At 73.1% G+C, this 24,080-nt stretch carries 15 protein-coding genes; 5 read left to right on the top strand and 10 right to left on the bottom strand.

Going from position 1 to position 24,080, the window contains the following annotated elements:
* Positions 1–89: 89 nt before the first annotated feature.
* From ACFWVV_RS26975 to ACFWVV_RS26955, 5 genes are all read right to left on the bottom strand, one after another.
* Positions 90–2,009 carry a serine/threonine-protein kinase gene (locus tag ACFWVV_RS26975; RefSeq protein ID WP_384422820.1) on the bottom strand — a complete coding sequence of 640 codons (1,920 nt, stop codon included), beginning with the start codon at positions 2,007–2,009 and terminating at the stop codon, positions 90–92.
* Positions 2,010–2,228: 219 nt separating this feature from the next.
* Positions 2,229–3,347, bottom strand: coding sequence for a serine/threonine-protein kinase (locus ACFWVV_RS26970; RefSeq protein ID WP_384355029.1), 1,119 nt, complete (start codon positions 3,345–3,347; stop codon positions 2,229–2,231).
* 43 nt (positions 3,348–3,390) lie between these two features.
* Positions 3,391–4,734, bottom strand: coding sequence for a glycosyltransferase 87 family protein (locus ACFWVV_RS26965; RefSeq protein ID WP_384355031.1), 1,344 nt, complete (start codon positions 4,732–4,734; stop codon positions 3,391–3,393).
* A gap of 52 nt (positions 4,735–4,786) precedes the next feature.
* Entirely contained in the window at positions 4,787–5,596 is an 810-nt protein-coding gene (locus ACFWVV_RS26960) for an ABC transporter ATP-binding protein (RefSeq protein WP_384355033.1), read from the bottom strand.
* Entirely contained in the window at positions 5,589–6,479 is an 891-nt protein-coding gene (locus ACFWVV_RS26955) for an ABC transporter permease (RefSeq protein ID WP_384355035.1), read from the bottom strand. The genes ACFWVV_RS26960 and ACFWVV_RS26955 overlap by 8 nt, the downstream gene beginning before the upstream one ends.
* Before the next feature lie 181 nt (positions 6,480–6,660).
* Here ACFWVV_RS26955 and ACFWVV_RS26950 point away from each other — a divergent pair, with 181 nt between their 5' ends.
* The 4 genes from ACFWVV_RS26950 (at position 6,661) to ACFWVV_RS26935 (ending at position 10,943) form a co-directional block, all read left to right on the top strand.
* Positions 6,661–7,323 (top strand): TetR/AcrR family transcriptional regulator, encoded by a 663-nt coding sequence (locus ACFWVV_RS26950; RefSeq protein WP_384355037.1) that lies wholly within the window; start codon positions 6,661–6,663, stop codon positions 7,321–7,323.
* A 182-nt stretch (positions 7,324–7,505) separates the two neighbouring features.
* On the top strand, positions 7,506–8,231 hold the full coding sequence (locus ACFWVV_RS26945) for a methyltransferase domain-containing protein (protein WP_384355039.1): 726 nt from the start codon (positions 7,506–7,508) through the stop codon (positions 8,229–8,231).
* Positions 8,232–8,442: 211 nt separating this feature from the next.
* The gene (locus ACFWVV_RS26940) at positions 8,443–10,038 is read left to right on the top strand and encodes a hypothetical protein (protein ID WP_384355041.1); all 1,596 of its coding nucleotides are present in this window, start codon (positions 8,443–8,445) and stop codon (positions 10,036–10,038) included.
* 74 nt (positions 10,039–10,112) lie between these two features.
* Positions 10,113–10,943 (top strand): TylF/MycF/NovP-related O-methyltransferase, encoded by an 831-nt coding sequence (locus tag ACFWVV_RS26935; protein ID WP_384355043.1) that lies wholly within the window; start codon positions 10,113–10,115, stop codon positions 10,941–10,943.
* Between the two features lie 96 nt (positions 10,944–11,039).
* On the opposite strand, the gene ACFWVV_RS26930 is transcribed toward ACFWVV_RS26935, so the two are convergent.
* The 5 genes from ACFWVV_RS26930 to ACFWVV_RS26910 all read right to left on the bottom strand — a co-directional run bounded on the left by ACFWVV_RS26930 (position 11,040) and on the right by ACFWVV_RS26910 (position 21,815).
* Entirely contained in the window at positions 11,040–13,688 is a 2,649-nt protein-coding gene (locus ACFWVV_RS26930; RefSeq protein ID WP_384355045.1) for a CDP-glycerol glycerophosphotransferase family protein, read from the bottom strand.
* Between the two features lie 222 nt (positions 13,689–13,910).
* Positions 13,911–14,792 (bottom strand): carbohydrate ABC transporter permease, encoded by an 882-nt coding sequence (locus tag ACFWVV_RS26925; protein WP_384355047.1) that lies wholly within the window; start codon positions 14,790–14,792, stop codon positions 13,911–13,913.
* On the bottom strand, positions 14,789–16,144 hold the full coding sequence (locus ACFWVV_RS26920; RefSeq protein WP_384355049.1) for a carbohydrate ABC transporter permease: 1,356 nt from the start codon (positions 16,142–16,144) through the stop codon (positions 14,789–14,791). Before ACFWVV_RS26920 ends, ACFWVV_RS26925 begins: the two co-directional genes overlap by 4 nt.
* A gap of 4 nt (positions 16,145–16,148) precedes the next feature.
* The gene (locus ACFWVV_RS26915) at positions 16,149–17,564 is read right to left on the bottom strand and encodes an ABC transporter substrate-binding protein (protein WP_384355051.1); all 1,416 of its coding nucleotides are present in this window, start codon (positions 17,562–17,564) and stop codon (positions 16,149–16,151) included.
* Positions 17,565–17,792: 228 nt separating this feature from the next.
* Entirely contained in the window at positions 17,793–21,815 is a 4,023-nt protein-coding gene (locus tag ACFWVV_RS26910) for an FHA domain-containing protein (protein WP_384355053.1), read from the bottom strand.
* Between the two features lie 450 nt (positions 21,816–22,265).
* Between ACFWVV_RS26910 and ACFWVV_RS26905 the strand changes: the two genes are divergently transcribed.
* Positions 22,266–23,978, top strand: a complete 1,713-nt coding sequence (locus ACFWVV_RS26905; RefSeq protein ID WP_384355055.1) for a serine/threonine-protein kinase — start codon at positions 22,266–22,268, stop codon at positions 23,976–23,978.
* Positions 23,979–24,080 lie beyond the last annotated feature (102 nt).

Genomic DNA, 24,080 nt, shown 5'->3' with positions numbered 1-24,080 from the left:
ACCCGGACGGGCCCGGCACCCGGACCACCGCCGAGGGGCGCCCACCGTACGCGCGGTGGGCGCCCCTCGGCGTCTTGTGGTGGTGCGGGCTACTGGCTGATCTTCCACAGGGTCAGGTTCCCGACGACGGTCGGCACGTCGGAGGAACTGCTCGCCGCGGCGATCTGGGTGATCTCGTACATGGCGAGGTTTCCGTCGTCGGTGACCATGCAGAGCCGGGTACCGTTGGGTACCGAGCCGCGCTCCCCGAACTCCCGGGGGCCCACCTGGTCGGGCAGTGCGTTCGTCTCCGCCCCGGTACGGCACTCCTGCGCGGTGGCGCCCGAGCTCTTGCCCATGGTGGCCCCGAAGTCCCAGTACGAGTCGCTGACCGTCAGGTCCCGTACGTCGGACGCCATGTCGCCGTCGACCACCGTCTTGGGCAGGTCGAAGTCGACATAGGTGCTGGAGAGGGTGTTCGGGGTGCGCAGGGTCAGGGGCTTGTCCTTGAAGACCTCGGTGTACGTCGCGGTCTCCGGCGGTGCGGGGGTGGGCGTGCCGCCGGTGCCGTCCGTGCCGTCCGTGCCGCTCGTACCGGAGGAGGGCGCGTCCGCGGCGGGGGCGGCGGGCTCCTTGGCGGGGGCCGGCGCGGAGGCGGCGGGGGAACCGGAAGGCTTGGCGTCCGCGGTGCTCGCCCTGTCCTTCTTGGCGTTCTCGCCGAGGAAGAAGACGGCGCCGCCCGCGCCCGCGCCGACCGCGGCCACCACGGCGGCGGCGAGCAGGATCTTCTTCGCCTTGCCGGGCTTCTTCACGGTGCCGCCGGGCTGCGGGCCGGGCCCCGTCGGTTGGTGTGCACTCGGGCCGAAGGTGGGGGTGCCCTGCGGTCCCTCGGTGCCCTGGTACGTCGGCGGATGGCCCGCCACGCCGAACGCGGCGCTCTGGCCCGTCTGCGGGGGCAACTGGGCGCTGGGCACCTGAGTGTGCGTCGGCTGGACGTACGGCGGCAGGGTGGGCGGGCCCTGCGGAACCTGCGGGGGGTGAGGTGCGTGCGGGGGCTGCTGCGGGACGGGCGGCTGGGCGGAAGCCTGTGCCGCGGCCTGCGCATTCTGGGCGGCCTGTGCCTGCCGCGCCGCGTACTGGGCGGTCTGCTCCCGCCGCAGGATCTCCTCCGCCACCGGTTCCGGCAGCCAGCCGGTGAACTCGCGCAGCGGACGGCCCGCGGACTGCTCGCACAGGGCCATCAGTTCGCCCGGCGCGATGCGCTGTGCCGCGTCCGCCGTCAGGCAGCGTTCCAGCAGCGGCCGCAGACTGTCCGGGTAGCCGCTCAGGTCCGGCGGCCGGTGGCCGGTGTTGGCGATCTGCGCGGCGACCGTGATGGCCCCGCCGTCGCCGAACGGGTGCCGTCCGGTGGCGGCGACCGCCGCGATCAGGCCGAGCGAGAAGATGTCGCTGGCCGGGCCGACCTGCTCGCCCAGCGCGTGTTCGGGCGACATGTACTGCGGGGTGCCGATGAGCCCGCCGCTCGCGGTCAGCTGGGTCGCGTCGGCGGCACGCGCGATGCCGAAGTCGATGACGAACGGGCCACCGGAGCCGATCAGGATGTTCGACGGCTTGAGGTCGCGGTGCACCACCCCCGCGGCATGGATCGAGGACAGGGCGAGCGCGGTGCAGCCGACCAGCTGGAAGACCGCGGCCTCGGGCAGCGGGCCGAAGTGGCCGAGCACCTCGTGCAGGGCAAGACCGGGCACGAAACTGCTGGCCAGCCAGGGCTGCGTACCACTGGTGTCGTGGTCGACGACCGGCACGATGTGGTAGCCCTGCACCCGGCGGGCGGCCTGCACCTCCTGCTCGAAGCGGCGCCGGAAGTCCGGGTTCTGGCCGTACTCGCGACGGATGACCTTGAGGGCGACGGGCTGGTTGCCGCGGGTGTGCGAGAGGTAGACCGTGCCCATGCCGCCCTCGCCGATCCGGGCGAGGAGGTGGTATCCGGCGGTCTCGCGCGGGTCTTCGGGCCCGAGCGGGCTGAGGATGTCGCCGACGGTGTTGCTGATGGGGAGCCTCCCGGGTCGTGGGATGGGGACGAGAGTGGTGGAGGTCGTGCTCCGGGGACCGGTGCGGGGGTGCCGCGCCGCGGGTACCAGGGCGCTGGTGCGGCGCTTCCCGTACCGGTCCCCGGCGGCCCGCCTCGGGATACGCGCGCGTGGAGCGGCCGAGGGTGCCGTCAGGCCCGCTTGGACCGGACGGGCGGATCAGGAGGTACGGCGCACCCGGCGCGACCACTCGCCGGCCCTGGGATCGCGCACCGTCATCGGCACCGTCGGCGCCAGTGCGGGCAGCGTGGGTGCCGTCCGTGGGGCGGGTGCGGTCACCGTGGGCGCGTCCGCGAGGGCGGAGCGCCTGTCCGGGGCCACCGCGGCCTCCCGGGCCCGTACGGCGGCGGCCACGGGCGCGGGCAGCCACCCCGCGAAGTCCCGTACGTCGCGCCCGGCGTGACGGCGGCAGTTTTCGGCCACTTCCGCTGCCGTCGGGCGGTCGCCCGCCGTGGCCGCCAGGCACTGCCGCACGACTTCGCGCAGCGGCTCGGGGCAGCCGGCCAGATCCGGGGGCTCGCGGTCGGTGCCGGCGATCCGGGCGGCGACGGCCAGAGCGTTGCCGCGCCCGTACGGGTGCCGCCCGGTGGCGGCCAGCGCGCCGATGAGACCGAGCGCGAACACGTCCGCGGCGGGGGTCAGCGGGCGGCCCAGGGCATGTTCCGGCGACATGAACTTCGGGGTGCCCACCAACCGGCCCACCGTGGTGAGAGTGACCGCCCCGGCGGCACGCGCGATGCCGAAGTCGAGCATCCAGGGGCCGTCGGAGGCGAGCAGCAGATTGCCCGGCTTCACGTCGCGGTGGATGACGCCGGCGGTGTGCACGGCGTCGAGGGCCCGGGCCGCGCAGCACAGCAGTTGCAGGACGGTGGTGGCCGGCAGCGGGCCGTGGGCTTCGAGCACGTCGTCCAGGGGGATGCCGGGCACGAAGCGGGTGGCCAGCCAGGGCGGCGTACCGGCCGCGCCCTCGCGCAGGTCGCCGCTGTCGTGGTCGACGACCGGCACGATGTGGTAGCCGTGCACCTGCCGCGAGACGGCCACTTCGCGCGCGAAGCGCTGCCGGAACTGGACACTGTCCGCGTACTCCCGGCGGATCAGTTTGAGCGCGACGGGCTGGTTGCCCCGGGTACGGGTCAGATAGACCGTGCCCATGCCGCCCTCGCCGATGCGCGCCTCCAGGGAGTAACCGGCTATCTCCCGCGGATCGTCCGCGCGCAGTGGCGTCAGTGCTGTGCCGTCGGCCGCCCGTCCCGCGCGGCCGCTCGCCCCGTTCCGCATGCCCAATTCCCCCTGCTGCCGCCGTGGTCGGCGCGAGGGGAGCCTACCGCGTGCCGCGAGGCGCCACCGATGAAGCCCAAAGCCCGCGGCACGACCGTGCGGCAGCGGTCAGCAGGAGCCCGTTGCGGACCAGCATGAGCAGACAGCCGTACGGGGTGCCCGCCGTCACCTGCCCGTACGCCAGGGGATAGGCGAGAGTGCTGACCGCGGCGGCCGCCAACAGCAGCACGATGACGGGGCGTTGGGTGGTGCCCCGGACGGTGGCACACACGGCGGACAGGCCGATCAGCCAGATGAGGTACTGCGGGCTGATGACACGGCTGGTGACGACGAAGAGCAGCACGGCACACAGGGCGGCGTCGGCAGCGGTCGCCGGGGTCCAGCGCCGCGCCCGCACCCGCCACAGCAGCAGCCAGCAGAACGCCACGGCGGTCAGCAGCAGCGAGGCGTGCGCGACGGCGGAGACGTACGGACCCACGAACTCCATCGCGCCGTACCGGTATTCGACCCGGTAGGACCCGTCGGCAGGCAGGCCCGCCAGCCGGACCAGGGACAGCAAGGTGCCGCCGAGGGACTCGATCTGCACGCCCCGGTTGCCCTGCTGGCGCAGGAAGTCGAAGGTGTGCGAGAAGGTCAGCGCCAGCACTCCCAGCAGAACGGCCGCGGTGGCCACCGCCGTTCCCCAGGCGGCCCGGGTGGTGCGCCCCCGGGGCGTGCCGAGCAGGGCGAGCGCCGGCCACACCTTGACGAGTGCGCCGACCGCGGCCAGCGCACCGCCCGCCGCTCCCGCGCGGCGCGGGTGGTGGTGCAGAGCGAGCAGCGACAGCAGCGAGAGGACGGCGAGAGCCGTGACCTGAACGTCGTAACGCACCAGCGGAACGTGCATCAGCAGCGGCAGCCCGCCGACCCACACCCACGCGCCCGCGCGCGTACGCGCGGCGCCGGTCCGGGCGGCGGCGGTGCCCGCGCCGGAACCGGCGGCCCCGTCCGCCTCTCCGACGCGGGCCGCGCGGGCCAGGGCGAAGGCGACGCCGGCGTCGACCAGGAGGGTCAGCGCGACGAACGCCTGGAAGTAGCTGAGCCCGGGCAGCAGTGCGGGCGAAAGGATCACCAGGGCCGCACCCGGCGGGTACTGCCACATCACGTCGTCGAGCGGGAAGGCGCCGTTGACCAGCTGCTCGTACCAGTGGAAGTAGATCCGGTGGACCTCCCCGTTGACGGTCTCCCCGACCTGGCCGAACAGGCCGGCGACGAGGGCCACCTGGAGGAGCCGGGTGCCGGCCCACACGGCGGCGAGCCGGACCGCGGGGCGCCGGAGGAACGGGCGGGGGGCCACGGCGGCCGGACCGGCGGCCGGGCTGCTGGGGGCGAGCTGCGGGGACGTCATCGCCGGGATCTTAGAACGCCCGCCCGGTGATTGCCGAGGTCGTGGGCGCGCGTCACCGGCGCGCACCGGCCGACGCCGTCGACGCCTCGTACGCGGCCACCACCTCCTTCGCGGGCCCGTCCATCCGCAGCGTCCCCGATTCGAGCCACAGCGCCCGGTCGCAGGTCTCGGTGATCGTCCTGTGGTGGTGACTGACCAGGAAGACGGTGCCCGCCTCCTGGCGGAGCTCGGCGATCCGCTCCTGGCTGCGCCGCTGGAAGCGGGCGTCACCGGTGGACAGGGCCTCGTCGATCAGAAGCACCTCGTGCGACTTCGCGGCGGCGATCGCGAACTTGAGCCGCGCGGCCATGCCGGAGGAATAGGTCCGCATGGGCAGCGAGACGAAGTCGTCCTTCTCGTCGATGCCGGAGAAGTCGACCACGGAGGCGTAGCGCTCCTTGACCTCCGCGCGGGACAGGCCCATGGCGAGACCGCCCAGCACGATGTTCCGCTCACCCGTGAGGTCGTTCAGCAACGCGGCGTTCACCCCGAGCAGCGACGGCTGACCCCGGGTGAACACCCGCCCCCGGTCGGCCGGGAGAAGACCCGCCACCGCCTTGAGAAGGGTCGACTTGCCGGACCCGTTGGAGCCGATCAGACCGATCGCCTCGCCCTGGTGCGCGACGAAGCTGACGCCCTTGACGGCGTGCACCTCGCGCACGGAGGACGACGGCGTGCGCGAGACGATCCTGCGGAGCGCACCGAGGGCGCTGCCGCGTCCCGAACCGGCGGTGTGCACCCGGAAGGTGAGGTGCAGGCCGTCGACGACGACGGTGGGGGAGCCGGCACCCGTGCCGGGGTGCGGCCCGGGGTGCTCAGCCACGTCCGTACCGCTCCTCCGCCTGCCAGAAGTACAGGTAGCCGCCGGTGCCTGCGACGAGTGCCCAGCCGGCGGCCAGTGCCCACGCGTGCGGCGGGAGTTGCGCCGCGCCGTAACTGTCGATGAGGGCGTACCGCACCAGGTCGAGGTGGACGGCCGCCGGATTGCACTGGAGGAGCAGCCGGACGGCACCGGGCACGCTGCCGTCCTTCAGCACGTGCGCCGTGCTCCACATCACCCCCGACGCGTACATCCAGGTGCGCAGCAGGAACGGCAGCAGCTGGGCGAGGTCGGGGGTGCCTGCCGTCAGCCGGGCCAGCACCAGCGCCAGGCCGGTGCCGAAGACCGCCTGGAGGGCGAGCGCGGGCACGGCGAGCAGCCACGAGAGCCGAGGCGGCTGTCCGCAGCAGAACAGCACCACCGCCAGCACCCCGAGCGAGACCAGCAGTTGCTGGAGCTGGAGCAGGGCGTACGAGACGGGCAGCGCGGCGCGGGGGAAGTGCAGGGCCCGCACCAGGCCGAGATTGCCGCTGACGGCCCGGGCCCCCGTCATCAGCGTGCTCTGGGTGAACGACCAGACGAAGACGCCGGTGACCAGGAAGGGGACGTAGTCGGTGACGCCGTCCTTGGTGTTCATCAGCTCTCCGAAGATCAGGTAGTAGACGGCCGCGTTCAGCAGCGGCGTCAGTACCTGCCACAGCCGGCCCAGCCTGGCCTCGCTGTACTGCGAGGTCAGCCGGGCGGTCGCGAAAGCGGAGATGAAGTGCCGACGGGACCACAACTGGCGGGTGTACTCCCCGAGCCGCGGCCGGGCGCCGCTCACGGTGAGGCCGTGCCGGACGGCGTAGGCACTCAGGTCGGGAGGGAGAACGGTGGGGTTGCTCATGAGGGCTGCTTTCGCCGGGAGCGGGGGCAGGAGCGCGAGGGACAGGGGACGGCACGGCGCGCGTCCGTATGCGGCGGACGGAGATTTCGACGTCGGAACGCGACCGTATCGTCGTGACGTCGACAGTAGGACGACGGGACGTCGAAACGCAACCGTTCCGTCGTGACGCTAGGATTCCCGCATGACGACCGACCCGGCCCCCGCGTCCTCGCCCGAACCGGCCCCCAGGCGGGCCCCCGCGGGCGCCGCCGTACTCCGGGAGGACGTCACCGACGCCATCCGCGACGCCCTCCTCGCCGAGCTCGCGGCGGTCGGCTACGCACGCATGTCCATCGAGGGCATCGCACGCCGCGCGGGCGTCGGCAAGACCGCCGTCTACCGGCGCTGGCGCTCCAAGCTGCACCTCGTGCTCGACCTGGTCTCGGCCTTCGCCGCGGAAGGGCTGCCCGCACCGGCCACCGGCTCGCTGCACGGCGACGTGCGCGCCCTCCTGGAGGTCGTCTCCCATGCGCTGCGGCACCCCGTCGCCTCCCAGGTCGTCCCGGACCTGCTGGTCGAGGCCGTCCGCAGCCCGGAAATCGCCGAGGCGGTCCGGGCGGCCCTGCTCGACCCGCAGCACGGTGTCGCCGCCCAGGTCGTACGGGACGCCGTCGCGCGCGGTGAACTGCCCGAGGGGGCCGACCCGGAGCGCGCCCTGGACCTGGTCGTCGGACCGCTGTACTGGCGGCTGGTGGTCGTCAGGACCGAACCCCCCGCCGGGCACACCGCCTACCTGGACGATCTGGCGGCCTCCGCGGTGGCCGCGCTCACCGCCGGAACCGGCCGGGCCGCCGGGGGCTGCTGAACCGCCGGCAGGGGCTGGAGGCGGGGGAAGCCCGCCCGTGAACGCTCCGTCCGAGTGAAATGCGAGGACGCCGCAGGCCTGAATTCACCCGGTCCAGTCGGGTTTCAATGTTGTCAAGGGGGGTGAGAAAGCGCCGGTGTTGAGAGATCCTCCTTGAGCTGACGTCACAGGGAGAAGAAACCATGCACCAGTCCGCTTACGACCAGATGGCCCTCTGCGTGAAGGAGTACATGCCCGTTTCAAAGCGGCATCGTGTTGTCGACCTCGGATCGCGCATTTCACCTGGTCAAAGCCTTACGCACCGTGCGCTGCTGGCCAACCACAAGATCGATTACGTGGGTGTCGACGTACTCGACGGGCCGAATGTGAACCGCGTGATGAAGGACCCGTACCGGATCCCGCTCAAGTCGCGCTCCGCCGACATCGTCCTCTCCGGCCAAGCCTTCGAGCACATTCCCTTCTTCTGGGCCTCGATCATGGAGATCGGCCGGGTGCTGCGCCCCGGCGGCCACGCGTTCATCACCGCCCCCTCGCGCGGCAACGCGCACGACGCGCAGGACTGCTGGCGCTACTACCCCGACGGCTTTCGCGCGATGGCCGCGTACTGCGGTCTCGAACTGCGCGAGGCGTTCACCGACTTCCCGCCCATGAAGGGCATCCGGCACGACTACGAGGCCATCGACGCCAAGCACGCGTACTGGGGCGACTCGGTCGGCGTCTTCCGCAAGCCGCGCATGGCGCCGCACCTGCCGTACCGCGTCTCCCGCGCCATCGTCCGCGAGGTGACCATCCGCTGGGCGAACCACATCGGCGGCGTCGAGGGCATCCCGGTGCCCGGCGCGATCGCGGGCCGCGAGCTGGCGGGTCGCCCCAAGCAGGTGCCGGCCCCGGCAGCGGCACAGAAGTAGCCGTCTTTTCCCGGCGCTGTACCCGGGCGGTGGTGCGGAGTTGTCCGCACCACCGCCTTTGTGCTGCCCCGCGGCCCGCGGTATGCGGCCCGTCTCCACGCCCCCGCCCCCCGTCCCACCCGAACGCCCGCAGGTCGCAGCAGCGATCCGCGGGCCGCGGCGCTGCAATCTGATCCGCGGATCGCACGCCGCCCCGGAGGGACAGACCGGCATGGCCGCCAGCAGCCCCGCCCCCGCCAGCAGCCCCGCCTACGACACCTGCCCCATCCCCGGCACCCGCCCCGCCGGAGTGCCCCCGCCGCCCGCCCGCGCCCGGCAGGTGCTCCCCCACCTCGCGCTCTGGGCGGTGCTCGGGCTGCTCTGGCTGGTCGCACTGCGGCTCCCCTGGCTCGGCGACCTCGGCCAGCACGCCGCCGCCGTGGAGCGGCTCCGGCGCGACCTGAGCGACCCCGGCGGGCCGCTCCTCGCCCGCCCCGGCAGCGACAGCCCGTACTACACGCCGTACACCGTCGTGGCCGCCCTGTACGCGCGCGTGACGGGCGCCGCGACGCTCTCCGTGCTGAGTGTCTGCGCGGCCGTCAACGCCGTGGTCCTGGTCGCCGGGGTGCGCGCCTTCGTACGGACCCTGACCCCGCGCCCCTGGGCGCCCTTCCTGACGTTCTGCTGCCTGGGCCTCCTGTGGGGTCCCGAGCCGTTCCTGTGGAGCGGCTTCCTGTCACTGAGCGGGCTCTGCCTGTCCCTGTCGTACCCGAGCACCTTCGCCTTCGGGCTCGGACTGTACGTATGGGCCCGCCTGGACGGCGCCGTGCGCACGGGGCGCGGACCGGTGCACTGGGCGGGCACCGGGCTGCTCCTGGGGTGTGTGGTCCTGATCAACCCGGTGGTGGCCCTGGGGGTGCTGATCGGCTGTGCGGCGGTGTGTGCAGGGGCCGCCCCCGGGATCGGCCGACGCACCCTCACCGGCTGGGCGGCGGGAGGCGCCGCCGCGCTGCTGCTGGTCGTCCTCTGGCCGTACGGGAACGTGCTGTCGGTCCAGGACGCCTCGGCCCTGGACTTCTTCCACGAGACCGCCTACCACCGCAAACCGCTGCGCTACGGGCTGGTGTGCGCGGCGCTGCCCGCGCTGCTGCTCAGGATGCGGCGCAGCCGGCGGGACCCGCTGGTGCTGCTCTGCGCGGGCGCGCTGGCGGTCGCGGCGGCAGGCTGGTTCACCGGGCACTACACCTGGGGGCGGGTGCTCGCCTTCGCGGTGTTCGCGCCGCAGTGCGCGCTGGCCGTCGAACTGGCCGCGCCACACCCCTGGGCGGCCGTCGGGCCGCGCACCCGGCGGCTGGTGCGGGCCGGGGTCGCCGCAGCCCTGTGCGCCGGCCTGTGGGCCCAGTCGGGAGCGCTGCTGTACGCGCTGCCCGAGCTGCGGAAGCGGCCCACCCTCACCCGGCTGGTCCAATTCACGCCACCATGGGGAAAATTCGGCTCGCTGACCCGTCATCTGGCCTACGGCGACGTCGTGCTGACCACGCATTACAAGTGGCTGCGGGTGCTGCCCGCCTACGGCGTCTACACCGTCGCGCCCGCCTGGCCGCAGCCGGAAATTCCCAGGTCGGAGGCGGCACAGCGGTGGAACGACACCGTGCGGGCGCTGAGTGCGCGCACCGGGGAGGGGCAACGGCGCGCCGTGCTGTGCCGATGGCAAGCGGATTGGCTGATTCTTACTCCTGCTCAGCCCATCCCCACGGGCCCGGAGTTCCGTGTGATCGCCACAGGCCCGGACAAAGCACGCCTCGTCCGCGTGACTTTCCGCTGCTGAATTCGTTAAACCGAACCGCCGATTGTTGACGAGATATAGGCGGGAAGGCGTATCACCGCGTACTGTCCGTGCGCATGGTATGGCGTAACGCCGTGAATGGCGTCCTTCAGCAACTGACCGGTTACCAGCTGCGACGCGTCCCGGTTCCAGGCCAACGGCCTCGTCAGGCGGCACGGCCCGCCCCCACGGCGCACATCCCCGCGCCGAAGCCCAAGCCGAGCTCCGGGATCAAGTTCCCCGCCGACTACGACGACGGGGCCAAAGACATCATCCGTGCGGTGAAGCCGTACTCGATGACCTCCCCGGAACGGCTCAACGCTTTCATCCTGGCCACCCGGCACGTCGTCAAGCACAACATTCCCGGCGCGATCGTCGAGTGCGGTGTCTGGCGCGGCGGGTCCATGCAGGCCTGTGCGAAGACCCTTCTCGCCGAGGGGGTCGAGGACCGCGAGCTGTATCTCTTCGACACCTTCGAGGGCATGACGCCGCCCACCGAGGAGGACAAGCGCCTGGACGGCAAGTCCGCCCAGGAACTCCTCGACATCCAGGGCAAGGACCGGCCGATCTGGGCCGTCGCCACTCTGGACGACGTCAAGTCCGGTTTCGAGAAGGTCCCCTACCCGGCCGAGCGCATCCACTACGTGCAGGGCAAGGTCGAGGACACCGTCCCCGGCGAGGCCCCGGAGCAGATCTCGATCCTGCGCCTGGACACCGACTGGTACGCCTCCACCAAGCACGAGCTGGAGCACCTGTACTCGCGCCTGGTCAGCGGCGGTGTGCTGCTCATCGACGACTACGGCTACTGGCAGGGCTCGCGGCAGGCCGTCGACGAGTTCCTGGAGGAGACCGGCGAGCAGCTGCTGCTGCTGCGCATGGACGAGGGGCGCATCGCGATCAAGCCGTAGCGGCGGTACGCGGGTGAGTCCGTGAGCACGTCGACGAGGGGCCCGGCGGTGTCCGCCGGGTCCCTCCGTCGTGGGTGCCGCGGGCCCGCGCACGGGTCAGTGCAGCCCGGCCCGCAGGAGGTCGCAGGGCGCCTGCCCCGCGGCCCCCGCGTCCTGTGCGGCGCCCCGCGGGTCCTGCTGGGCGGGCAGTACGGACGAGATGCCCGCCGGAGTCCCTTGGGCCGGGGTGGGAGTGCGCTCCTCCAGCGGTACGACGCGGGGCAGCTCGCTCTGGCCGAGGAAGACCCGGCGTACGACGCGTTCCGCCGCCCGGCCGTCGTCGTACGGGCAGAACCGGGCCCGGAACGCGGCGCGGAGCTGCGCGGAGCGGGAACCGCGCCAGTGACCGGTGCGGAAGATGTCGACCAGCTCGTCCTCGGTGCGGGCGATCGCGCCGGGCGGGAACTCGCGGATGTCGAAATAGGTGCCGCGGGCCGCTTCGTAGGCCTCCCGGTCGTCGATGTGCAGGACGATCGGGCGGTCGAGGTTGGCGTAGTCGAACATCAGCGACGAGTAGTCGGTGATCAGCGTGTCCGAGGCCAGACAGAGTGACTCGATCGAGTGATGTTCGCTCACATCGACGATTCGGGCACTGCTGTGGGAACTCGCGCGGTGCAGCGGTCCGTTGGCGAGGTGGTGGGCACGGGTGAGGATCACGTGCCGGGGCCCGAGGGACCGGGCGAGGTGTTCGAGGTCGAGCGCCGGGCGCTGGGTCCTGCGGTAGTCGCGGTGCGTCGGAGCGTAGAGGACGGCGGTGGAGCCTTCGGGAATGTTCAGCGACGCGCGGATCCGGGCGACGTCGCCGGCGGTGGCGGACTGGAAGACGTCGTTGCGCGGATATCCGGTTTCCAGGGTGGTGTACGGAGAGGGGTAGGCCCGCCCCCAGACGAGGGAGGAGTGGCGGTTGGCGGAGAGCAGGTAGTCCCACATGTCGGTGTTCGCGAGGAGCTGCGCGAAGTCCATGGCCGCGGCGGGGCGGTCCTGGAGGTCGAGGCCCATCGTCTTGAGCGGAGTGCCGTGCTGGGTCTGCAGGAGGACCTGGCTGGGGCGCTTGGTGAGCCGGTGGTCGAAGCTGTCGTTGGTCACCAGGTACTTGGCACGGGCCAGCGCGCTCCAGTACGCGGCCGAACCGGGGCGCAGCCGGCGCGTACCGGTGGGGACGGTGTGCTGGTGCGCGGGCGCGGCGATCCACGACGTGCGGACGTGCGGAGCCAGTTCGCGGACCTTCGCCTCGATGGCCGCCGGGTTGCAGGCGTAGCCCCGGTCCCCGTACGCGGCGAACACCGCCTGGTCCGCGCGGACGGGCAGCCGCAGCTGGATCCGGTAGTGCAGTCGCATCGCTGCGGCGCGGGCGGTGCGCAGCACGCCTCCGGCCCGGCCGGCGGCGGAGCGGCGCAGGGTCCTCAGCAGGGCCAGCGCGTGATAGGTGCGGTGGCTGCCGAGCACGAGGAGGGTGTGCCGCAGCCGGGTGCGGAGCGAGGGGGTGACGGGCCGCGGGAGGTACGGGGCGCTCGGGGTGCCGTCCCAGGTGTCCAGGGCCTCGGGACCGCCCGGGACGCCCAGGGTGCCTGAGGTCCCTGGGGCGCCGGGGGTGCCCAGGACGTCCGGGGTGTTCAGCGCGGGGGCGTGCGTGGTGGCGGCACGCAGGGCCGCCGCGTCGGCCGCCGCCGCGTCGTACGCCCGGCCGGCCGGTGTGGCACCCGGGGCGGTGGCGGGGGCCCGGCGCGCGGTGGTGACCCCGCGGGCAGCTTCACGGGCAGCCTTGCGGGTGGCCGCACCGCGGGCGGCGATGCCGCGCAGGCGTCCAGTGGCGCGGGGGCCTGTGGTCCCGGCGGCGCGCAGGCGGCGGCAGTGCGCGCGGGCCCGGCGGAAGAACTCGGCGCGGGCGCCGCGCGGGAGGCGGCCGGCCCCGTCGAGGACGGCGGCGAAGTGGTCGAGCATCAGGTGGTGGACCACGGGGCGCCAGCGGGCCGCGTCGGGCCGGGAGTCCAGGAGGGAGAAGACCCGGTCGTACTGGCCGAAGATGTCGAGGTGGGGGAGAAGGGCGGCGGCGGGGGCGCTGCCGTGGCGGCGCTGCCGGTGGAGGACACAGACCTCGTCGAGGGTGGAGACCGTGGCCGCCGACATCAGGACCGAGTAGGTCCAGGGGGTGCCCTCGTAGTGGCCGGGCGGGAAGGTGAAGCCCTGGTGCTCGACGAACTCCCGGCTGTACGCCTTGTTCCAGGCGACCGCGGGTACCCGGAGCAGTCCGGGGCGTTCGGCGAGCGTGAAGGAGGCCGGTCCCTGCTCGTGCAGCTCTCCGGCGAACCGGTCGCGCACGGACTCGCCGTTCCAGAAGGTACGGGTGTGGCCGAAGAGGAGGACGTCGGGCGAGTCGCACTCCTTGAGGCGGTCGGAGACCGACTGGAGGGCGCCGGGCGCGAGGGCGTCGTCGCCGTCGAGGAAGAGCAGGTAGTCGCCGCGGGCCCGCTCCATGCCCGCGTTGCGGGCGTTGCCAGGACCGCCGTTCGCCGTCAGGTGCAGGGGGCGCACCCGCGGGTCCCGGGCCGCGTACTCGTCGATGAGGTCACCGCAGGCGTCCGGCGAGCAGTCGTCCACCGCGATCAGCTCGAAGTCGTCGCAGGACTGAGCGAGTACCGAGTCCAGACACTCCTCCAGGTACTCCTGGACCTGGTGGGCGGGCACGATCACGCTGAACCGGGGCACGGCACATCCATGGGGTCGTCGCGGCAGTGACGGCCGGCGCCCGGCAGACGGGCGGACCGTATGCCCGCAACGGGCCGTGGCCCGGGCGGGTTACGCAGAATGCGGCATACGGGGGAAGTTTCACCAAAGGGGCGCCACGGAAGGGTGATTCGGCGGCAGGTGTCCGAATCACCCCTCCGTAAAGCCCGGTTGACGTGCGGGGTCGTGGGCCTCGGTGGGGTACTACTTCACCGCGCCTGCCATCACGCCGGAGACGAACTGCTTCTGGAACGCGAAGAACACGACCAGCGGGATCACCATCGACACGAAGGCGCCGGGCGCCAGCACGTCGATGTTGTTGCCGAACTGCCTGACCTGCTGTTGCAGAGCCACCGTGATCGGCGGACTGGTGGCGTCCGCGAAGATCAGCGCGATCAGCATGTCGTTCCAGACCCACAGGAACTGGAAGATGCCCAGCGAGGCGATCGCCGGGCCGCCCAGCGGCATGACCACCCGGGTGAACAGCCTGATCTCGCCCGCCCCGTCGAGCCGTGCCGCCTCCAGGAGCTCGCGCGGGATCTCCGCGAAGAAGTTGCGCAGCAGGAAGATCGCGAACGGCAGTCCGAACGCCACGTGGAAGAGGACCACGCCCATCGTCGTCTCGAAGATGCCGACGACCCCGAACAGCTTCGCCACCGGCACCAGAGCCACCTGCACCGGCACCACCAGCAACCCCACGACCAGCATGAACAGCCAGTCCCTGCCGGGGAATTCCATCCACGCGAAGGCGTAACCGGCCAGTGCGCCGATCACCACCACCAGCACCGTCGCCGGCACGGTGATCAGCGCGGTGCTCAGGAGGGAGTTCAGGACGGTGTCGTTCTGCAGGATCGCCGAGTAGTTCTTCAGGGTCAGCTCGGCGGGCGCGGTGAAGATCTTCCACCATCCACTGGCCGCGATGTCGGACGCGTCGCGCAGCGAGGAGAGCAGCAGCCCGATCGTCGGCATCAGCCAGAACAGCCCGACCACGATCAGGAAGACCCGCATCAGGCCGCCGCCGGCCCCGGCCGCGATCCGCGCCGGAAGGGAACGCTTCGCCTTGACGGCGTCACCGGAGTGTTTCATCGGCCCTGCTCCTTCCGCATCCGCCGGATATTGAAGAGCATCACCGGAATCACCAGCAGCAGGAGGAACACGGCGATGGCGCTGCCGATGCCCAGATCGGCATCATCGCCGAACGACGACTGGTAGAGCTGGAGCGCGAGGACGTTCGCATCGTCCAGGGAATCGCCCGGCGCGATGATGAACACCAGGTCGAAGATCTTCAGGACGTTGATCATCAGGGTCACCGCGACCACCGCGAGGACCGGTGCGAGCAGCGGCACCGTGATCCGACGGAACACCTGCCACTCGTTGGCCCCGTCCACCCGGGCCGCCTCCAGGAGTTCGCGCGGCAGACTCGCCAGCCCCGCGGCGATCAGCACCATCGCGAAGCCCGCCCACATCCACACGTAACTGCCGATGATGGCCGGCGTCACCACGCTCGGGCCGAGCCAGTCCACTCCGTTGTACTGTGCGCGGAAGTTGCCCGCGGGCAGCCGCAGTTCGGCGCCGTCGGCCTTCGCCGAGAGCGAGAAGGAGCCGTCCGCGGCGGCCTCGGTGGAGTCGACCACCTTGCCGTCCTTGACCGCCTCGATCGTGAGGCCCTTGAGGCCGGACTCCTTGCTGTCGATGGTGTTCGGCTTTCCGCCGCCCCCCTTGGTGAAGTCCAGCCACGCCGTCCCGGTGACCTTGTCGGGCGAGGTGGCCGGGGCCTTCGCGAGCTGGGCGTCCCCCGGCATCTGGGCGGGGGCGACGCCGATCAGCGGCAGCAGGACCTGCTGCCCGGCCCGTACCGGCTGCTTGGTGACGTACGCGCCGCCGCCCGCCGCCTTCAGCGGGTGCACCGGCAGCGGCCTGGCCTTCGGGAACACCGAGGACTCCGCGAACGTGTCGTGCACCCCCACCCAGACGGCGTTGGCGACCCCGCGGTCCGGGTCCTGCTCGTACACCAGCCGGAAGATGATGCCCGAGGCGAGCATCGAGATCGCCATCGGCATGAAGACGATCATCTTGAAGGCGGTACCCCAGCGGATGCGCTCGGTGAGGACCGCGAAGATCAGCCCCAGCGCGGTGGAGACGGTCGGCGCGACGACCACCCAGATCAGATTGTTCTTGATCGCGGTGAGGATGGTGTCGCTGGTGAAGAGACTGACGTAGTTGTCGAAGCCGGCGAATCCCGAGCCGGACTTGTCGAAGAAGCTGCGGTAGACGGAGAACCCGATCGGGTAGACCACGAGCGCGCCCAGCAGGACCAGCGCGGGCAGCAGGAAGCCTGCCGCGATGACTTTGCGTGTGCCTGTCACGCTCTTGTGCTTGTCCGGGGTGGCGGGGGGCGGCGTCACGCTCGCCGCGCCCCCCGCGGTCGCTGACGTCACGGCGTCAGTTCTTGTACGCCGCGGCCGCTTCGGTCTCCAGCTTCTGCTGGGTGCCCGCGATGTCCTTCGGGTTCAGCAGGAAGTCCTGGAGGATCTTCCACTCACCCTTGCCGGGCGTGCCGCCGAAGGACTGCGGCGCCTGGTCCGACATGTCGAAGCGGAAGTCGTCGCCCGCCCCGACCAGGGCCTTCGCGATGTCGCGGAGCGTGTCATTGGGGTAGGCGGACATGTCGACCGACTTGTTCGGCGAGACGAAGCCACCCGCGCCCGCGGAGATCTTCGCGGCGTCGGTGGACGCCAGGAAGGTCATCAGCGCCTTGGCGGCCTTGGTGTCCTTCAGTGCCACGGCCACGTCGCCGCCGGTCACCACCGGGGACTTGTCGCCGACCGCGGGGAAGGGGAACACCTTGGCGTCCGTGCCCAGCTTGGCCTTCGTCTGGCTGATGTTGACGGCCACGAAGTCACCCTCGAAGACCATCGCGCCCTTGGGGGTCTCCCCGCCGGTGAAGGTCTGCTCCACGGACTTCGGGAACGCCGTGCCCACCGCGCCCTTCTGCCCGCCCACCAGGTAGTTGGACTTCCCGAAGAGCTGCGCGAGGGTGGTCAGCGCGTCCCTCACGGACGGGTCCGTCCACTTGATCTTGTGCTGGGCGAGCTGGTCGTACTTCTCCGGGCCCGCCTGCGAGAGGTAGATGTTCTCGAACCAGTCGGTCAGCGTCCAGCCGTCCGAGCCGCCGACCGAGACCGGGGTGATGCCGGACTGCGAGATCGTCTCCGCGGTCTTCAGGAACTCCGCCCAGGTCTTGGGCTCGGTGGCCCCCGCGTTCTCGAAGGCCTTGGCGTTGTACCAGATCAGGGACTTGTTGGCGGCCTTGTAGTACACCCCGTACTGGGTGCCGTCGACGGCCGCGATGTCCTTCCAGCCCTTGGAGTAGTTCTTGTCCAGCTGCGCCTGGGTGGTGGCATCGACCGGTTTCAGCCACTTCTTCGCGACGGCCTGCTTGAGCGCACCGGGCTGCTGGAGCAGCGCCACGTCCGGGGGAGTACCGCCGGAGATCTTCGAACCGAGGTACGTGAGCATGGCGTCCTGGGTCGGCACATACGTCACCGTCGCCCCGGTACGGCTCTCGAACTCCTTGAGCACCTTCTTGAAGTTCTCGCCCTCGGCGCCGGTCCACACCGCGATGACCTGGAGCTTCTCCCCGTTCAGCTGCGGGAGTTCAAGAGACTTCGCAGGGGATTGAGGGGCGCCCGACGCGGACCCCGTGGTCTTGGGGTCCGGCGTGTCACCGCCGCCGCAGCCGGTGAGGAAGAGTGCCCCCGCCGCGGCGACGGCCAGGAGGGCGCGGCTGCTGTGCCGCGCCGCCCGGTCGCTGCCGAGGTGGCCGGACTTCCTCCGCTGGCGAAGAGTTGTGTGCATCACTGCCCCGTCTCTGCCGTGCGCGTACGGATGCGGACCGTCCTGCGGTGTGCCCGCGGACCGGCCCGACCATCGCTTTTTGCTGACCCGTTCACTTACCTGGGGTCAGTCCTACGCCCGGTCCTGGTGGCCCGCAATAGTGCCTTCACTGTCAACTCGGCTTTTGTGATGGCCTCGTGACGTGGGCTCAGGAGCTGCCGCAGGCCGCGACGGGTCGGCGGGTGGTGCTCAGCGCGCCTCCTGCGGGGTGTTCAGCGGCACCGGCGGCGCGGCGTTGACCGTACGGGCGGCCCGGTCCAGGGCGCTGGCCAGCAGGGCGAGGTCGGTCGGCCCGTTGCCCAGTTCGCGGACGGGGCGGCGGGTCGGCGGGTCGCCCATCCGCTCCCACTCCAGCGGCACCACGGTGGGCCGCTGAGTGGCCGTGCGGGGGATGCGACCGGTCACCCGGCCGCCCTGGAACGGGGTCACCGTGCCGTCGGGATGCAGCAGCCGGCCACGCCCAGGAGCGGGCTCCTCCGGTGCGGGAGCGGCGGACGGCGGGTCCAGGACCACCCGCAACAGCCGTGCCCCCTGTGCCAGTTCGGTTCCGGCGGTCCGGTCGGGGCGGGCGGTGGACGCCACCAGGTGCACCCCGAGCCGCTCGCCGTGCCGGGCCACCGCCTCCAGCGCCCGTACGACGGAGCCCGCCGAGGGGCGTCCCGGGCTGCCGAGGGCGGGAGCGACCAGGGCGTCCAGGTCGTCGACGAGGACCACCAGCCGGGGCAGTGGCGAAGGACCGCCGCCGGCCTGCGCCGCCGCCTGCCGCTCCCGCTCGCGGGCCGCGGCGGGCCGCAGCCGCAGGGTGCCGGTGCCGGGGCCCTCTATGTCGGCGCGGGGATCGGTGCGTGACTGCGTACGGGTCTCGGTGCGGGATTCGGTACGCGATTCCGTACGGGTCTCTGCGCGGGGCGAGGTGTACCCGGTGGCGGGGGTGTGCCCGTGCGGGCGGTCCGGACCGGCGCCCCCGGCGGGTCCGTGCGCACCCGGCCCTTGCCCGCCCGGCCGGTGCGCACCCGGCCCCTGTGCACCCGGGCCCTGCATGCCCGTCGCCTGCGCGCTCCGGCTGCCGGGAATGTCGGCCCTGCGGGACTCCGGGGCGGGCGCCCGGCGCTGGGACACCAGCCGCTCGGCCACCTCGTCGGCGGCCCCGGCTGTCCCATTGGCCGCGCCGGCACCCCTGACCCCGGTGACCCCGGCGGTCGTGCTGACACCCCTGGCCCCGGTGACCCCGGCGGTCGTGCTGACACCCCTGGCCCCGGTGGCCCCAGTCGTCCCGGCGGCCGCGCCGGTTCCGGTGCCCGCGGTGTCCGCGCCGCGGCCCGCATGCCAGTCGGCGAAGTCCAGCGTGCCCAGCAGCTCGTCACGGCGCTTCAGCTCCGCGCCCAGCGCCTGGGCGAACTCCCGCATCCGCACCGGGTCGGAGGCCACCAAGTGGGTCGAGACGTGCGGCAGTTCGGTGCAGGCGCGCAGCCCTTCGCCGCGCTCGCCGCCCGCCCCGTCGAGCAGGATCAGGCCGAGCCGGTCGGGGCGGGCCGCCGCGGACAGTGAGGCCGCCGCCGAGCGCAGCATTTCCGTACGGCCACTGCCCGCGGGGCCCTCGATCAGTAGATGCGGTCCGTCGATCGCCAGGTCCGCGCAGAGCGGGCCGCGCGGTCCTGCGCCCAGTACCGCCCACGCGCGCGTGGCGCCAGGGGCCTGTTCGTCGTCGGCGGCCGCGGCCCACCGGGCCATCAGGGACGCGGGGGTCGCCCTGGCCAGGCCCAGCTCGTCGAGCAGCCGGGACACGGGCGGCAGCGAGGCCGCGGGCCGCCGGCCCTGCCTGCCCGCCGAAGCACCACCGGGCCCCGGGCCGCCCCCGAGGTCCGCGGCGTCGTCGCGCAGCGGGGCCAGCGCGCGGGCGAACCGCTCCGCCCAGGCCGCCGACACCGCGTCCACCGAAGCCAGCGTGCCGTGCCCGGCGCTCTGCCCGCCCGCCGTGCGCAGCACCCGTACCGCCGTCGCGACCTCGCCGCTCAGCAGCGCCGCGGCCCCGCACTCGCGGAAGGCGGACGACACCGCGCAGGCCGCGTCGTACGTCACCTCGACCGGGGAAAGAGGGGAGGCCGCAGGGGTCTCGGCCAGGCACAGCAGGTGGATGCCGTGCGCCGAGCCGTGTGCCGCGAGCCGGGCGGTGGCCTCGCGCAACCCTGCCGAACCCGGATCGCCGTCGAGAATCACGACGGTGCGCGGGGCGTCCGCCTCCAGCGGCCCCTCCTCGGTGCGCCGCACCAGCTCGGCCACGCGCGCGGAGGCCTGGTCGCGGTCGTACGCGAGCAGCAGCCGGCAGTCCTGGCCGTGCGCGGGACGCAGGTGCGGCAGCCAGCCGAGCCAGCCCCACTCCTGGGTGCGCTCCTCGACGCCACGAGTGCGGTCCGCGCTGATCAGTACGATTTCGAGCTCGGTGGGGGAGTGCAGGGCAGCGAGCTGCGCCACCGCGGAGCGCGCCAGCCCGGCCAGCCGCGCACGCGGTCCCGCGAGCCCCAGCGAACCCGCCTCGCGCAGCCCCACCGTCACCGGTACGGCGGGCAGCAGCCCCGTGCCGTCGGGCGCGGTCCGGTCCGCCGTACCCAGCCGGAGCACCAGGGACTCGGGGTGCGAGAGCCCGCGCTCCCACAGCCGGGGACCCGGCTGGAGTGCCGTGAGCAGCAGCGTCGCCGCATCGGGCCAGGCATCGGGAGCGCTCCCCGACGGTACGGGGGCGTCGGCGGAGTCCACCCGGTGGGCGGCACCCGGCGGGGTGGCCTGCCACGCATCCGGGGGCGCCGGGCGGGAGGGGGCCGCGGCGTCGTGCCGGGGCGCCGGTTCGGCGCTCTCGCCCGCGTGGTCGTGGGCGGCCTCGCCGCGGCCCGAGGTCAGCCGCCGAGCCCAGCCCCCTATGCCGCCGCGCCGCCGGGGCTCCTCTCGGGGCTCGGCCGGACGGCCGTTGGCGGGGGCACCGGTAGCGGAGCCGCCGCCCGCGCCCGCTTCGGAGCCGCCGGGACCAGCCGGCCCGCCCGGTCCGTCCAGTCCGCCCGGTCCGCCCGGTCCACCCGGGGCGACGATCCGGCCCGCTCCGTGCGTGCGGTCGGCCGGCCCGGGGTACGGGTCCTGCCCGCCGGCCGCCGGGGGCGCGGCCGGATGCCGCGCTTCCGGGGCGTATCCGGCGGGGCCGGCCCCGGAGCCGTCGTACGCGGGGCCGGCCTCGGAACCGTCGTACGCGGGGCCGGCCCCGGAGCCGCCGTACGCGGAGGCACTCCAGGACCCTCCGGCGGGCAGGTTCCCGCCCCCGGGAACCGCCGCGCCGCCACCAGTACCGCCCGGGGAGCCGGGGCCCGGGGACCCGGGCGGCGAGCCCTGGGCGGGCACCGTCCCGTAACCGGTCCTGGCAGCCGTGCCGGTGCCTGCCCCACGGCCGCTCACCCGGTGGTGCGGCGCGCTGCCGCCGAACCGCCCCGGAGCGGGAACGGCAGCCGCGGCCGGCGTGCGGGCCACCCGCAGATGCCCCTCGCCGTCCGGAGCGGTGGAGAGCGCGGACTCGTGCGCGCCCGGCTGGGCCAGGCGCAGCGCGGACTCGCCGATCCGCAGCAGCGCGCCCGGCGCCAGCCGCACCTCGCGGGGGCCGACGTCCCGGCCGTCCAGCGTGGTGCCGTTCGTCGAGCCGAGGTCGGCGACGGTGACCCGGCCGTCGTCGCCGAGCGTCACCGCGCAGTGCAGCCGGGACACGTCGGGGTCGTCCAGCGGTACGTCGGCGTCGAGGGAGCGGCCGACCCGGATCTGCCCGCCGTGCAGCAGGTGCACGCCGCCCGCGTCGGGGCCGGCGACCACCTGGAGCTGGGCCAGGTCGGAAAGCTCGGGGGCGTCCTCGTCCGCGGGGAACTGGAGCGAGAGCACCGCCCCGTCCACCAGCGGCGGCTCGCCCAGGGCGCACCGCTGCGCGTCCAGGCGCTCGCGCCCCGCGTACACCACCACCGCGCCGGTGGTCTCGGGGCCCGCACCCTGGACGGCGGCGGCCAGCCCGGAGGCGACCGCGGCCAGCGCGGTACCGGCCGGGGCGGTGACGAGCACGTCGCAGGCAGTGGCGTCGGCCCGGGTCCCCGGGGCGGCGGCCCCCGCGGCTCCCGGTGCCGGGGCGCCCGGAGACACCCCTCTGCTTTGGCCGCTGCGCGGCGCGAGGACGGTCAGCCGGATCTGCATCGCGTCAGCGGTCCCTTCTGCGCGAGGCGCCGGCGGAGAGACCGAGGAGGAGCCGTGCCGCTGCCGCCCCCGCGATGCCCCCCACCCGGCACGGACGCGTCGTCCGGTACAGGTCGGCACCCACCGTGGGGCGTTGAGGAATCGAGCCGCCCTCGCCTACCCCATAGGTCTGTGCTGATGGCATCCTCGCACCTGCCACTGACAACCCGCCCGCCGCCCGTCACCAAGTGATCTTGAATGGTCGGCTGTGGGCGTAAAAGTGCCGACTTGGGGCATGGTCGGACAACAGTGACGCACCGCGCAGGCGTGCGCGGCAACCATCGTGCCGAACACCGCGTCTTCCCCCGGAAGCGCGTCCGGCCCGTGCCCCGTTCGGCGGCACTACAGTTGGGCCACCGGAATTCCGAACCACCGATCAGGGTCAGTCACCGACCAGCAGGGAGTCATCACGTGCGGCCGGTAGGCAGTAAGTACCTCCTTGAGCAGCCGCTCGGGCGCGGCGCCACCGGTACCGTCTGGCGCGCCCGCCAGCGGGAGACCGCGGGAGCCGAGGCGGCCGTCGCCGGCCAGCCGGGAGAGACCGTCGCGATCAAGGTCCTCAAGGAGGAGCTCGCGAACGACGCGGACGTGGTGATGCGCTTCCTGCGCGAGCGCTCGGTCCTCCTGCGCCTCACGCACCCCAACATCGTGCGCACCCGCGACCTCGTCGTCGAGGGCGACCTCCTCGCCCTGGTCATGGATCTGATCGACGGCCCCGACCTGCACCGCTATCTCCGCGACAACGGACCCTTCACCCCGGTCGCGGCCGCCCTGCTCACCGCGCAGATCGCCGACGCGCTCGCCGCCAGCCACGCCGACGGCGTGGTGCACCGCGACCTCAAGCCCGCGAACGTGCTGGTCGACGAGCGCGACGGCACGATGAAGCCGATGCTCACCGACTTCGGCATCGCCCGCCTCGCCGACTCCCCGGGCCTCACCCGCACCCACGAGTTCGTCGGTACGCCGGCCTATGTCGCGCCGGAGTCCGCCGAGGGCCGCCCGCAGACCTCCGCCGTCGACATCTACGGCGCGGGCATCCTGATGTACGAACTGGTCACCGGCAGGCCCCCCTTCGCGGGCGGCACCGCCCTGGAGGTGCTGCACCGGCACCTCAGCGAGGAGCCGCGCCGCCCCACCACCGTCCCCGAGCCCCTGTGGACGGTCATCGAGCGCTGTCTGCGCAAGGAACCCGACGAGCGCCCCAGCGCCGAGAACCTGGCCCGCGCCCTGCGCACGGTCGCCGCCGGCATCGGCGTGCACTCCTCGTCCGCGCAGGTCGAGGCCGCGATGGGGGTCGGTGCGCTGCTCGCCCCCGACCCGTCCCCGGCACCCGTGCCCGACACCCCGGGCGCGGCCGACCCGACCCAGGTGCTGCCGAGCACGGCGGGATCGTACGACCCGGGTGCCGCGACCAGCGTGCTGCCCTCGACCGGCGCCGGTGCTCCCGGTGCGGGCCACGGCCGGGGTGGCGGCCCGCACGGCGGGGCCGACCCGACCGCCGTGATGCCGCCGGTGCCTCCGGGGCCGCCCGCGGGTGCGCCCTCCGGTGCGGGTCCCGAGGACCCGCACCCCTGGCAGAACCAGCTGCGCGCCGCCCGCGACCGCAACGAGCAGACGTCCGTGCAGTACCTGGACCCGAGCCAGGACCCGCTCCGCCGCCGCCCGCAGCGCCAGCAGCCGCAGCGTCAACAGCAGCCCCCGCAGCCGCAGCGCCAGCAGTACCAGCCCCAGCAGCAGCCGCAGCAGCAGCGCCGCCAGCCGCCGCCGCAGCAGTACGCCCCGCAGCCCCAGCACCACCAGCCCCAGCGCCAGCAGCAGTACGCGCCCCAGCCGCAGCAGCCCCAGCCGCCCGCCCCGCGCGAGCCCAGGCCGCCCCGCGAGCCGCGCCCGCCCCGTGAGCCCCGCCGCCGCAGCGCAAACCCGATGCGCATTCCTGGCCTGGGCTGTCTCAAGGGCTGCCTGTTCACGCTGGTCCTGCTGTTCGTGGCCGCCTGGCTGATCTGGGAGCTGACCCCGCTCCAGGACTGGATCGGCACCACGAAGGGCTTCTTCGATCAGATCGGCGACCTCTTCACGACCGTCAAGGACTTCTTCGCGGACCTCGGCGGCGGCTCCAAGCCGTAGGTGAGCGCATAGACATGTCGACTTCTGGGGGCGAAATCCATACGGATTTCGCCCCCAGAAGTACGGAATGACGCCGTGCACGGGTCATCCTGGGCATGCAAC

The organism is Streptomyces sp. NPDC058663 (assembly GCF_042716745.1).
Classification (GTDB): domain Bacteria; phylum Actinomycetota; class Actinomycetes; order Streptomycetales; family Streptomycetaceae; genus Streptomyces.
This window is presented reverse-complemented; position numbering and strand designations above follow the sequence as displayed.

Bases quoted from the DNA above. Each gene is read 5' to 3' on its own strand.
- ACFWVV_RS26970 (WP_384355029.1), bottom strand. From the start codon at position 3,347: ATGCGGAACGGGGCGAGCGGCCGCGCGGGACGGGCGGCCGACGGCACA.
- ACFWVV_RS26965 (WP_384355031.1), bottom strand. From the start codon at position 4,734: ATGACGTCCCCGCAGCTCGCCCCCAGCAGCCCGGCCGCCGGTCCGGCC.
- ACFWVV_RS26955 (WP_384355035.1), bottom strand. From the start codon at position 6,479: ATGAGCAACCCCACCGTTCTCCCTCCCGACCTGAGTGCCTACGCCGTC.
- ACFWVV_RS26950 (WP_384355037.1), top strand. From the start codon at position 6,661: ATGACGACCGACCCGGCCCCCGCGTCCTCGCCCGAACCGGCCCCCAGG.
- ACFWVV_RS26945 (WP_384355039.1), top strand. From the start codon at position 7,506: ATGCACCAGTCCGCTTACGACCAGATGGCCCTCTGCGTGAAGGAGTAC.
- ACFWVV_RS26940 (WP_384355041.1), top strand. From the start codon at position 8,443: ATGGCCGCCAGCAGCCCCGCCCCCGCCAGCAGCCCCGCCTACGACACC.
- ACFWVV_RS26935 (WP_384355043.1), top strand. From the start codon at position 10,113: ATGGTATGGCGTAACGCCGTGAATGGCGTCCTTCAGCAACTGACCGGT.
- ACFWVV_RS26925 (WP_384355047.1), bottom strand. From the start codon at position 14,792: ATGAAACACTCCGGTGACGCCGTCAAGGCGAAGCGTTCCCTTCCGGCG.
- ACFWVV_RS26915 (WP_384355051.1), bottom strand. From the start codon at position 17,564: ATGCACACAACTCTTCGCCAGCGGAGGAAGTCCGGCCACCTCGGCAGC.
- ACFWVV_RS26910 (WP_384355053.1), bottom strand. From the start codon at position 21,815: ATGCAGATCCGGCTGACCGTCCTCGCGCCGCGCAGCGGCCAAAGCAGA.